The organism is Paenisporosarcina sp. TG-14 (assembly GCF_000297555.1).
Classification (GTDB): Bacteria; Bacillota; Bacilli; order Bacillales_A; family Planococcaceae; genus Paenisporosarcina; species Paenisporosarcina antarctica.
In genome coordinates, this window is record NZ_AMGD01000033.1 from 48,866 (window position 1) to 60,912 (window position 12,047).

Annotated in this window: 11 protein-coding genes; 3 read left to right on the top strand and 8 right to left on the bottom strand. The window is 35.7% G+C overall.

What is annotated here, in order from left to right; translation table 11 throughout:
• Window positions 1-9: 9 nt before the first annotated feature.
• The 7 genes from C406_RS0111215 to C406_RS0111245 form a co-directional block, all read right to left on the bottom strand.
• Window positions 10-1,020, bottom strand: a complete 1,011-nt coding sequence (locus C406_RS0111215; RefSeq protein WP_017380720.1) for a sodium:calcium antiporter — start codon at window positions 1,018-1,020, stop codon at window positions 10-12.
• A 356-nt stretch (window positions 1,021-1,376) separates the two neighbouring features.
• Complete coding sequence (locus C406_RS0111220; RefSeq protein WP_017380721.1) at window positions 1,377-2,147, bottom strand: amino acid ABC transporter ATP-binding protein; 771 nt, start codon at window positions 2,145-2,147, stop codon at window positions 1,377-1,379.
• A gap of 41 nt (window positions 2,148-2,188) precedes the next feature.
• Window positions 2,189-3,397 carry an amino acid ABC transporter permease gene (locus C406_RS0111225; RefSeq protein ID WP_017380722.1) on the bottom strand — a complete coding sequence of 403 codons (1,209 nt, stop codon included), beginning with the start codon at window positions 3,395-3,397 and terminating at the stop codon, window positions 2,189-2,191.
• 5 nt (window positions 3,398-3,402) lie between these two features.
• Complete coding sequence (locus C406_RS0111230) at window positions 3,403-4,581, bottom strand: amino acid ABC transporter permease (protein WP_017380723.1); 1,179 nt, start codon at window positions 4,579-4,581, stop codon at window positions 3,403-3,405.
• 93 nt (window positions 4,582-4,674) lie between these two features.
• On the bottom strand, window positions 4,675-5,721 hold the full coding sequence (locus C406_RS0111235) for an amino acid ABC transporter substrate-binding protein (protein WP_017380724.1): 1,047 nt from the start codon (window positions 5,719-5,721) through the stop codon (window positions 4,675-4,677).
• Window positions 5,722-6,181: 460 nt separating this feature from the next.
• Window positions 6,182-6,406 (bottom strand): hypothetical protein, encoded by a 225-nt coding sequence (locus tag C406_RS0111240; protein WP_017380725.1) that lies wholly within the window; start codon window positions 6,404-6,406, stop codon window positions 6,182-6,184.
• Between the two features lie 82 nt (window positions 6,407-6,488).
• Entirely contained in the window at window positions 6,489-8,339 is a 1,851-nt protein-coding gene (locus C406_RS0111245) for a DNA ligase D (RefSeq protein ID WP_017380726.1), read from the bottom strand.
• Between the two features lie 114 nt (window positions 8,340-8,453).
• Here C406_RS0111245 and ku point away from each other — a divergent pair, with 114 nt between their 5' ends.
• Both ku and C406_RS0111255 read left to right on the top strand, forming a co-directional pair.
• The gene (gene ku / locus C406_RS0111250) at window positions 8,454-9,281 is read left to right on the top strand and encodes a non-homologous end joining protein Ku (RefSeq protein WP_017380727.1); all 828 of its coding nucleotides are present in this window, start codon (window positions 8,454-8,456) and stop codon (window positions 9,279-9,281) included.
• Window positions 9,282-9,644: 363 nt separating this feature from the next.
• Complete coding sequence (locus C406_RS0111255) at window positions 9,645-9,767, top strand: sporulation histidine kinase inhibitor Sda (RefSeq protein WP_017380728.1); 123 nt, start codon at window positions 9,645-9,647, stop codon at window positions 9,765-9,767.
• A 136-nt stretch (window positions 9,768-9,903) separates the two neighbouring features.
• Here the strand turns inward: C406_RS0111255 and C406_RS0111260 are convergent, their stop codons facing one another.
• Entirely contained in the window at window positions 9,904-10,707 is an 804-nt protein-coding gene (locus tag C406_RS0111260; RefSeq protein ID WP_017380729.1) for an ion transporter, read from the bottom strand.
• Window positions 10,708-11,004: 297 nt separating this feature from the next.
• Here C406_RS0111260 and C406_RS0111265 point away from each other — a divergent pair, with 297 nt between their 5' ends.
• Window positions 11,005-11,907: an aldo/keto reductase gene (locus C406_RS0111265; RefSeq protein WP_017380730.1), complete on the top strand. Its 903-nt coding sequence runs from the start codon at window positions 11,005-11,007 to the stop codon at window positions 11,905-11,907.
• Window positions 11,908-12,047: the final 140 nt, after the last annotated feature.

Consider the following 12,047-nt stretch of genomic DNA (forward strand, 5'->3'; position numbering starts at 1 on the left):
TGTATAATTTTAACCTTTAAAAATCAGATAGGTAGCAATGAAATAGCCAAGCATGATTAACAATGAAGGCATCATATAAGAAAAAGTAGTGGTAACCTTTTTACGCATTAACGAAATCATGACCAATACAGATAAAACTGTTACTGTCATAGCAGTAATTTCATGTGAATGCGCTACATTTGAAAGAATAGGACCTTGTCTATAAACGATATCCGTTCCCATAAGAATTAACATATTAAAAATGTTACTTCCAAGAATTGAACCGATTGCTATATTTATATTCCTCAATCTTAACGCAACAAATACAGCCACCGCTTCAGGTAATGATGTAGTAGCTGCCATAAGAAAACTACCAATAAAAGTTGATCCAAGTCCTGTTTTCTCTGCAATTATATCCCCAGATACGGATAACAACGTCCCTGCTATCATAATTGCTACTGCAGCAAGAAAAAAACTTATTATAGCTTTTCGTATGGTTGTTGTTGGTTTGTTTGACTTTGAATTACCTATCACTTTTCCATCAAATTCAGGAGCCATTAATTGATTATCAGGTAAGCCTTCTGATATTCTGCTTATTACATACATGCCTGTCCCGTAAACAACAGCTATCAACAGTGAATCAATCCCCACACCGAGTACCACATAATCTAATTTTCTAATTAACGCAATTAAGGTCATTGTAGTTAAAATTAGCCCTAATCCTGCAGTATATAAGTGGCCTATATTTGCTTGTTGAAGCAGTCTATTCTTTCTATAATAAACATCAAAACATGCAATAATGAAGAGGTTAAACATGTTTGAACCTAACATATTTCCTATTGCAATATCTGGATTTTCAATTAAGACAGAAGAAAGACTTGTCGTTACTTCGGGGAGTGAAGTTGCACCTCCTAGTAGTACTGTACCAACAAGTAATCCACCAAGAGAAGTTTTTCCACTTAAGACATCTGCATCGTTGGACAGCTCAATCGCTGCTAAAATCGTAACGATTGCCGCCAAACCAAAAATTATATAGACCATTGCCTTCCCCCATTTACTTACGGAAAATTCTCCAACAAAAACACCAATTATATAATTCTATTAAAGAAGAGGTCTTGTCATTACAAAAAAATCGCACCTTTTTTAAAAGATTGCGATTTTCCACTTTTCGATTCATAGTTAATTGACTATTATAGATTTGTGATTAGCTTAAAAGATATAAAAAATATTAATCCCTATTAAAAGAATTGATCGTATAAGTTTCATTTTAAAGCCCAATAGAAGCCCATATAGGCATATGAAAAATCCAGCAACTAGATAAGTTGCTGGATTCTTAATTAAATCTATACATTCTTTCATACAATGACTTGTTTTATATGAAGAATCAGATACAAATTCTATAATATCTGAGATAAAAAAAGTTTTGTTCTGTCATGTTTTGGATTATCAAATAGTTCACTAGGAGATCCAACTTCTATAATCTCTCCAAAATCAAACAGAACAATACGGTCGGCTACTTCACGAGCAAAGTTCATCTCGTGAGTAACAACCATCATGGTGATTCCGGATCCTGCTAACGTTTTTATAACATCCAAAACCTCTTTAATCATTTCAGGGTCTAAAGCAGAAGTTGGTTCATCAAATAACAGAATTTTAGGTTGCATAGCTAATGCCCGAGCAATCGCAACCCTTTGCTGTTGTCCCCCTGAAAGCTGCCCCGGATATTTATGGGCTTGTTCAGGAATACCTACCCGTTCTAGTAACTCCAAGGCTATTTTTTCCGCTTTGGCTCTAGACCACTTACGAACCCAAATAGGTGCTAGAGTTATATTTTTTAATATGGTCATATGTGGGAACAAGTTAAAGGATTGAAAGACCATCCCTGTTTCCATACGAATGGCTTCGATATCAGCAACATCATTGGATAGAGGAATACCATCAACGGTTATTTCCCCTTTCTGAATTTCTTCTAAACCATTCACTGTCCGGATGAATGTAGATTTTCCTGAACCGGAAGGACCTAATATCACCACGACTTCTCCTTGTTTTACATTTAACGATACGTCTTTTAATACATGGAGACTACCAAACCATTTATTTAAGTTAGTGCATACTACTATATCTTCTCTTTGATCGAGAGGTATCTCTACATTAAAGTCTTCAAACATACATAATCCTCCTCCTGGATTTAAATGCAAGATTTATTTTCTTATCGCTTACCTACGCCTAAAGCTCCTTCAAGCCTTCTACTCGCATAGGACATCATATTACAGAAGATAAGGAAGACGATGGCAATGAATATAAATACTTCCATCTGCGTCCCAAGAAACTCGGGATTGGAAATTATATTCTTACCTATACCGAGTATATCGGTTAAGCCGACAATGGCTACGAGTGAGGTATCTTTGAATATCCCTATAAATAGTCCCACAATTGCTGGGATAACGGCACGTAACGCCTGCGGCAAGATAATAAAAGTCATCTTAAATGTTGCATTTAATCCAAGTGCCTCTGCAGCTTCAAATTGACCTCGAGGGATTGATTGCAATCCTCCACGTATATTCTCTGCCAAATAGGCGGCAGTAAATAGGGTGAATCCAACCATAGCTCTAACAACATTATCGATATTAATTCCCTCACCTAAAAACAAGGGTAACATCAGTTGAGCAACAAATAATATCGTAATCAACGGAACTCCACGGATCAATTCAATATAAGCAATACTGAACCAACGAATAATAGGTAGTTTACTCCTTCTCCCTAGAGCAAGTAAAACACCTAAAGGGAAGGAAAAAACAATGGCTACAATAGCTATTAGTAAAGTTAATAAAAAGCCACCCCACAAATTCGTCCCAACATGATTAAATATCCCAAATCCACTCAAAAGAAAAATACTCACAGGGAACATCAAGAACCATGCTACGAGGATAAATTTCTTCAACTTTAATCCTTTCTTTCCTATCAAACATGTAGCAACAATGGCAATTATATTGATTAACAACCATATACGTGTTTCTATCATGACGAAAGGTAAACTCGCTAGGATGATATACAAACCAGTCACAATCGTCGATAAATGTCCTATTGTTCCCTTCCAAATTCCCCAGGAAAGACCCATAAGAATAGAAATAAGAGTTAAGATTATCCAAACCCTCCATAATTCTGTGACCGGGTATTGACCCACTACGAGCAACCTGAAATTAGCTGAAATAACATGCCAATTGGCTTTAAAGAATATCCAATCAATTGAATTTTTTAAAACTAAATACGTAATGGACGCAAAGACTATCGTCAGAATCACGTTTACCCAATTACTAAATAAATTTTCTTTTAACCACCCAAAAACACCTAATGATGAATTAGGTGGAGCTATCTCTGTTCGCACTAATTCTTTTATTTTTAATTCATCTTTATCCATTTTGCTCACCTCTCTACCAGTTGCGAATATTTGTTAAATATATTCATCAAAAGTGATGTGAATAAGCTCATTGATAAGTAGACGAGAATTACAATGGAAATAACCTCAATGCTTCGACCCGTTTGACTTAGTATCGTAATTCCAACACCTACTAGTTCTTGATAGGCAACAGCTGCGGCTAAGCTTGAATTCTTTATTAGATTTAAATATTGACTCGTTAAGGGAGGAATAATAATCCGAATAGCCTGGGGTAGAACTACGAGTCTTAAGATGGTTGGGCTTTTCAATCCTAATGCTTTTGCTGCTTCAACTTGTCCTTTTGGAACGGCCAAAATACCTCCACGAACAATTTCAGCAATAAAAGAAGCAGTGTACATAACGAGGGCAACTAAAAGTGCACCAAATCCTGGTCCAATTGTATAACCACCTAAGTAACCTCTTCCTGCAATTTCTGGGATACTTAATAGAAATGGTGACTCCAATGTGACAAACCAAGCAATTATTAATAAGCTAACGATCGAACCACTTGCCCAGAAAAAAGGATACTTTCTCTGACCTGTTTCTACTTGTCTCTTGATTCTAATTTTCCATACAACAATAGAAAGAATAATACCGATAAGGAATGAAATTAACCAAATAAAGGAAGAAGAAGTCAACCCAAGCCACGGAATAACCGCTCCTCTATTGCTAAAATAGAATAATCCAAATGCATCAAGGCTTTTCTCAATAACAGGGAAGCTTAAAAATACTGCATAAAACCAAATGAAAATTTGAACTAAAAGAGGGGTGTTCCGAAAAATTTCGACATAAGCAGCCGCCACAGTTCTTACTAACCAGTTATTCGATAATCGAGAAACCCCTACTATGAAACCTAGGATTGTTGCTAAGATAATTCCAATAAAAGCCACTTTTATCGTATTTAGAATACCTACAATAAATGCTTTTCCATAGGTATCCTTTGAGGAAAAATCAATCACCTTGTCCCCAATATCGAATGCAGCCATTTTCCCTAAAAAGTCGAACCCAAAGACCATCCCAATTTGCCTCATGCCCGCAAGAGCATTGGAAAAAAAGAAAACTCCAGCAAGAACAACTATCACAGCAAATATAATTTGTAGAAGAATGGGGATGACTCTTTTGTCTCTCCAAAAAGGAATTGACGTCGAAGATGAATGTTTATTCACGTATCTCACCTCACAGTAGTTTTACTATCCCTATAAACGATAATAGGCCTGTCCCTAACTTAGAAGGTATACAGACCTATTTTCAATTGGTACTTAACGGAAAGGTGGTGAATACATTAAGCCACCATTTGTCCAAAGTTCATTTGGACCACGCTCTAAATTAAACACGGTTTCTGGACCAAGATGACGATCATAAAGCTCACCGTAGTTACCTACAGCTTTAATTACTTGAACAACAAAGTCCTTCTCTAATCCAAGTTGCTCTCCCAAATCCCCTTCAACGCCTAGGAATCGACGGATTTCAGGATCATCACTATCCATGAAAGTTTCAATATTACCCTTAGTAATACCATACTCTTCAGCTTGAATTAACGCGTATACAGTCCATGACACAACAGCAACGAATTTAGAGTCGCCATCTTTCACAGATGGTGCAAGAGGTTCTTTAGACAATACCTCCGTTAAGATAAAATGGTCATCAGGTTTGGATAATGTAGATCGTCGAGAAACAAGTCCAGAACGGTCTGTTGTGAACGCATCCACACTGCCTTGTTCATATGCAGATATTGCTGCATCCTGATTATCAAATACTACAGGCTCATAACTGACTCCTATCTTACGCATTTGGTCAGCCAAATTAAGTTCTGTTGTAGTGCCTGATTCAACTGCAATCCGAGATCCTTCTAAGTCTGCTAAACTTTCAATTCCGCTATCTTTACGCACCATCATGCCTTGTCCGTCATAAAAAGTGACTGGTGCAAATGCAAGACCTACTGACGCGTCTCGAGAAGTTGTATGAGTAGTATTTCTTGCTAATACATCCACTTCACCCGTTTGAACAGCAATAAAACGTTCCTCTGCGGATAATGGTCTGAATTCAACAGCAGTTGGATCTCCAAAGATAGCGGCTGCCACTGCTCTCGTAATATCAATATCCATTCCTTCATAACTTCCATCTGAAGCTACATAACCGAAACCAGGTATCGTAGCGTTAACACCACCAACTAATTTCCCTCGCTTCTTGATAACTTCTAGCTGTGACTTCGTTTTAATTTCCTCATCCGATTTTTCTGAACATCCAGCTAAGATAACTGAAAATACTAGTAACATACTTAAAATTGTTAATAAATTTTTTTTCATATTTTTATCCAGCCCCCTATTTTTTTAGTAACTTTCAAATTTTAAATACTATTTAGTTTGACCTATCCCCCTTTAATAGACATTTAATAAAAATAGCCTAGTTAACTCTATGATGTGGACCGTTCGAAAATACCAAATAATTTAGTGATTTGTTTCAATATTAGAAGTATTAAACTACTGAAGGTCTCAACTTCGTTTGTAGAACTAGACAATGCTACTATCGAATGAATGAATGAAATTACCGATATATATTTATACTTTTTTATTTTAAGTAACTCTTCTCTCTGTTATTACAGTTGATTTAGAATTTGATTGTTTCTAGACTGGTTACTTCTTTAATAGATTTTTTAAAGGATTTCTTCTCGATCCTTCTACCAAATAAAAATAGTAGTGCAACCAAATTTTCTGGCTGCACTACTTTATTAAATGTACTATCTTTGTTTGCATAAATTGTCTTCAATTATTGGAGATTCTCAATTTGTGCTGTTAATTCTTCTGCAAGATTTTGTTTTACTAAGTGTTCTCCTAAGTGGTCGCTACCGCAAAATGTTAATCCTTCATAAACTACATAAGAATCTCCTTCATATATTTCTCCATTACAGTAGTCACAGTTGTATACGACAATTGCTTGTTGTGGATCTGAGGGTAAACCCACACCTGTTATCATCGGATTTTCGATTTGCATGATAATCATCCTTTTTGTTTTTTGTTCAGTTTCTCCAATCTACCTATTGTGATTCAACATAATGAAAAAATTCCGTTTAAAACTATTTATGAGAGATTTTCACTAGTTCTTTTAGTTGTTGTAGGACTTCTGCAAACTTCTGTTCTTCTATTCCTTGTCGGAAATCACGAAATGGATTGCCTTGTTTTTTTAACCTTTCAATAACCATGGGAATGGAAAATAAGTCTGGTTTCAGTGAATTATCTACTTCATCCCAGTATAGTGGAGTCGCGATTAGCCCTTGTTCGTTACCTCTTGGAGAATAGGGAGCTATTATCGTTTTCCCTTCATCATGTTGGACATAGTCCAAATACAATTTATTATGTCGATTCTTTTTAAGTCGCTCAGTGGTAAACCATTGTGGTTCCTGTTCGCATAAGAAATTACAAACAAACTTTGTAAATACCCGGGTGTCTTCATAAGAAAATGTGTTCATAGGTAATGGAATATAAACTTGTATCCCTTTCCCACCAGAAGTTTTCACAAAAGATTGGATTCCGAATTGGTCAAAAATTGCTTTCATTCGTAATGCCGCTTCTATGGCTAAAGAAAACTCATGAACTGAAGGAGGGTCAAGGTCAAACACAATTTCAGTTGGCTGATTTGTTTTAATCGTTTGAAAAGGAATGTGAAACTCTAGCGCAAGTTGGTTCCCTAGCCACAGTAAAGATTCAACGTCATTACAGACAATATAACGGATGTCATCTACCTGTTTAGTTGTCACAAAATCTGGAACACTAACTGGGCTATTTTTTTGATAAAAACTTTCACCCATTGCACCATGTGGAAAACGAATAACCGTAAGAAGGCGGTCACGTAAAAAAGGCAGGATATAGGGAGATATATTTTGTAAGTACAGCAAGTAATCATCTTTTTGTATACTAATTACTGGCCATATAGGCTTGTCAGGGTGGGTTATTGTCATAATTTCTGGAAGTGGAAAAAGCTGTCGTTGCATTTGCTGCCACCGACAATCGATTGACTCCTTGTTAAAATTAAATGCATGAAACCTTGGTTCCCTTAAATGCTTTCCATCGAAATCGATACAGGCAATATCTATGCAAATGGATGGTTCTAGTGCCCAAACACTTTCGGCTAACTTAGTTCCATTCGATTTAAATAGCATTATTAATGTATTTAACTCTTCATCTTTAAGGCCGTGGCGGAAGGTCACAATTTCAACAAGAGCCTCCTTATGATAAATAGCACCGTGAAAAAAGCCATTGCTTTTATCATATTTAGTTAAGATGACAGTGACATATCGCCAGTTTTTTATTTTTAACCATTGGACGGTACGCTTATCACTAGTCCAGCTACTGTTTTTTTTCTTGGCGACTATACCTTCCCCATTACTTACCTTAATATGGTTCCACAACACTTCATTGTCTTGGTAAACATCTATTGCTTGAATTCGATTTATGTCTTCATAGCTTATTGAAATTGGAAGCTTCATCTTCTGAAAAAACTTTTGTAGTTTGTGCTTTCGTTTTGTGATTGAAAAATCTGTTTGAACTTCTCCTTTAACTTTCAAAAGATCAAACACAATATAATGACACGGAAATTCTTGAACATGTTTCATGATTACATCTTGATTACGCATTCGACCTCTTAATTGAACGATGGAAAAATCACTTTGAAAATTATTCGTTAAATACACTAACTCTCCATCTAATGATAATGGCAAGGAAGAACTGATTTTTTTCTGATTGTCATGACAAAAGCTAATAATTTCTGGAAACATCTGATTAAGCACTTTTCCATTTCTACTCTTAAGAATAGGAGCAGCGTCTACCTCCCAGTCCAATATGCAACGAAAACCATCATATTTAGCTTCGTACACCCATTCTTTTCCTAGGGGAATATCCGTTGCGGCAGTTAAAAGCATTGGCTTCAATTCTTACCCTACTTTCGGTTGTTTTGTTCTAGCTTTTGATTATTTTCCACACTTGATACATAAATAGGATCAAAACATTGCATAGTAAGGAAAAGAAAGAGTAGGTGAAAGCAATTGCACACAGTTTGGAAAGGAAGTATTAGCTTTGGGCTTGTAAATATTCCAGTTAAGCTTCACACTGCGACCGAAAATAAAGATATTAAGTTACGTCAACTACACAAAGAATGTCATACACCAATTAATTACCAAAAAGTTTGTTCAGGCTGTAATAAAGAAGTTCAAAGTGAAGACATCGTAAAAGCTTATGAGTATTCCAAGAATAAGTTTGTTGTATTGGATGAAGAAGAACTGGAGAAGTTAAAAAAAGAAAATGAAGATAAAGCAGTAGAAATAATCGACTTTGTAAAGTTAGAGGAAATTGATCCTATATACTTTGAACGTAGTTATTTCATGGCACCCGATAGTGGCGGAGCTAAAGCCTACTCTCTATTAAGAAAGGCATTAATTGAGTCCGGTAAAATAGGCGTTGCCAAAATCATGATTCGTTCAAAAGAACAGTTGGCAGTTGTTCGTGTATATAAAGAGACGTTAATAATGGAAACAATCCATTTTCCAGACGAGGTTAGAAGTGCCGGAGACGTACCAAATATACCAAGTGAACCATTAGTTGTTCAGAAAGAACTCGATACTGCTCTTATGTTAGTTGACCAATTAACTACAACGTTTGAACCCGAGAAATATACAGATGACTACCGCACAGCATTAATGGAATTAATTGAAGAGAAGAAAGCGGGAAATCATACTGTTACAACAACCGAAAAACAACCCGCTGCACCATCTAATGTGACGGATTTAATGTCAGCACTCCAAGCCTCACTTGATAAAACTAAAAAGAAAAAGCCAATTCCTAGAAAACAAACAGCAAGAACCAAGACGTCGTGAAGGGGACACGAATTGTTAAACAGATAATGAATGAAAGAAATTACTAAAATACTTTACGCTTTCCTTTTAATAGGTATTGAAGCCTGTTTTAAGGATATTTCCATAAAATGTTTCGACAAATTTTTCAATTTTAATCATCTGTGGATAAAGTTACTCACATTATACCGACTCTTTTGTATACAATTCTATGTTTTATACACAAGTTAATCACAGGTTATCCACTTGATATTGTGGATAACCGAACGGTTGTTCCGAATCAAATTATCTGATAGATTTAAAGTACACATCGAGGATACTTATTAATATAGTCATGACGGTTGAAAAATAGAACAGATTTTTAATTAATCGGAGGTGAGTTAACCCATGAGTAAACTATCAACTGCATTGTTGATGGAGTCCTATGTTAAAGCAAAAGGATTAAAGCTAAGTCCAGAATTTATTAGTATGTTAGAAACTGAAATCCGCCGGCGTAACTCTAGTAATTAAATAAATGATAATCGAAATTATACACTTGCCCTCTAAGGGCTTTTTTTTACGTTCGCTTTATTCGTTACAAAGTAAAAAGTTGTCAACAACAGCAAACCAAAAATACCCACACACCTAAAAGGAGTGTGGGTATTACTTATTTTCGATCAATTAATGTTTGAAGCATGGTTTTAAGATCTCCAACTTCTTTTTTGAGTTCTTCTATTTCACTCGTATCTTCTTTAATTTCTTTAATTTCTTTTGTTTCTGATTCGATTTCATCTGATATTTTTTGGGCATTGTTAACGATTTCTCCAACAATCAAGTTAATCATAATAAATGTAGCTATCACGATAAATGTCATGAAATAGATCCATGACCACGGAATTTCCGCAAAAATCGGACGGAAGATACCACTTGCCCAGGACTCTAATGTGAAGATTTGAAACAATGAAATGAATGACAAGCCCAAATCGCCGAAGAATTCCGGAGATACCTCTGCATATAAGAACGTCCCTATCACTGCATATACATAAAAGATAATCGACATAAGCACCATGACACTGCTGATTGTAGGAATAGCCATGAAAAGTGCAGTTACAATTCGTCGAAGTGTGGGTATGGTAGTGATCGTTCGCAAAACCCGCAGCACTCGGAAAATCCGGAGCACACTTACAAATGATGAGCCATATAAAAGCAAACTCCCCACAACAATGATGAAATCAAAATTATTCCACCCATTTTTAAAAAAACTTGCTCGATAAATAATGAGTTTCAATAATATTTCCACTGTAAATATACTTAAAACAATTATATCAATAATGGAAAACCATGATTCATATTCTCTCACAATGCTCGGATAGGTTTCTAATCCCACGATTATTGCATTAATAAGAATCATTGTTGTAATAAAATGCGTAAACTTTGAACTTTCAATAAGACTTTTGAGTTGAATCTTCATAAAATATTATACTTCTCCTTATAATTGTTCCTAAATTAGTTCTTCTATTATAACTTATATAATGCTAAATTCATTCCGAACATTTTTAAAAGTTAGTGTTTGAAACCACAATTATTATATCATGAGAATTAACATAAAAATTTATTATGAGTGTTCCTTCCCCTTATTTATGCTTGTTAACTATTATTAGTTCAATACTTGCACACATGTTCAGCAGTTTGTTTGTTTGTTTGTTGAAGCAGTTTAGTATGAAAATAACCATCTTCTCTATACACTATAAAAAAAGGAGAATGATTTATGCAGCGAGTACAACTTACTAAGGATTTATCTTTTTCACGCATCATTCATGGGCTATGGCGTCTATCTGACTGGAAAATGTCAAATGAAGAAGTTGTTAAACTAATTGAGGATTGCTTAGATGCTGGCATTACAACCTTTGACCATGCAGATATTTACGGGGATTATACATGCGAGAAAAAATTTGGGGATGCTCTTGCTTTGAAACCAGCGCTTCGTAAGCAAATGGAAATAGTCACAAAATGCGGTATTAAGCTTGTTTCTGATAATCGTCCAGGACACAGCATTAAATCCTATGATACTAGTAAAGAACATATTTTATCTTCAGTTAATCAGTCACTTAAAAACTTTCAAACAAATTACATAGATGTCTTGCTTATTCACCGTCCAGATCCTTTTATGGACCCATTACAAGTAGCAGAGGCGTTCACTCAGTTAAAACAAGAAGGAAAAGTCCGTTATTTTGGTGTTTCAAACTTTAAACGTTCACAGTTTAAATTGCTACAATCTTATTTGGATTTCCCGCTAATTACAAATCAAATTGAGCTTTCTGCGTACCATCTTGAGAACTTTGAGGATGGCACGCTTGATCTTTGTCAGGAAGAAAAAATTTCTCCAATGGCATGGTCTCCACTGGCAGGAGGAGACATTTTTAATTCTAAGGATGAAAGAGCTAAGCATTTGCGGTCTAAGTTAGAATTAATTGCTGGAGATATCGGTGCTCAGGGGATTGATGAAGTTCTATTTGCATGGTTACTGAGCCACCCTGCAAACATTATGCCGATTGTTGGGTCAGGCAATTTTGAGCGTATTGAGTCTGCAATTCGAGCCCTTGACTTAACGTTGACAAGAGATCAGTGGTTTGACATATTACAAGTCGCTATGGGAAGAGAAATCGCATAATTTTCTGATGAAACGTGGAAGTATGACTAACTTAATTTATAAAAATGCATAAGAAAAACCGGGCAAAGTACGCCCGGTCCTTTAAGAAGGGTAACCATAGAAACCCGTTTATTTCCACTACGGTGGACGCTTTTCGCGGG

Excerpts from the sequence above, each read along its gene's own strand:
- C406_RS0111255 (WP_017380728.1), top strand. The coding sequence starts at position 9,645 with ATGAGTAAACTATCAACTGCATTGTTGATGGAGTCCTATGTTAAAGCA.
- C406_RS0111240 (WP_017380725.1), bottom strand. The coding sequence starts at position 6,406 with ATGCAAATCGAAAATCCGATGATAACAGGTGTGGGTTTACCCTCAGAT.
- C406_RS0111220 (WP_017380721.1), bottom strand. The coding sequence starts at position 2,147 with ATGTTTGAAGACTTTAATGTAGAGATACCTCTCGATCAAAGAGAAGAT.
- C406_RS0111225 (WP_017380722.1), bottom strand. The coding sequence starts at position 3,397 with ATGGATAAAGATGAATTAAAAATAAAAGAATTAGTGCGAACAGAGATA.
- C406_RS0111265 (WP_017380730.1), top strand. The coding sequence starts at position 11,005 with ATGCAGCGAGTACAACTTACTAAGGATTTATCTTTTTCACGCATCATT.
- C406_RS0111235 (WP_017380724.1), bottom strand. The coding sequence starts at position 5,721 with ATGAAAAAAAATTTATTAACAATTTTAAGTATGTTACTAGTATTTTCA.
- C406_RS0111260 (WP_017380729.1), bottom strand. The coding sequence starts at position 10,707 with ATGAAGATTCAACTCAAAAGTCTTATTGAAAGTTCAAAGTTTACGCAT.
- C406_RS0111215 (WP_017380720.1), bottom strand. The coding sequence starts at position 1,020 with ATGGTCTATATAATTTTTGGTTTGGCGGCAATCGTTACGATTTTAGCA.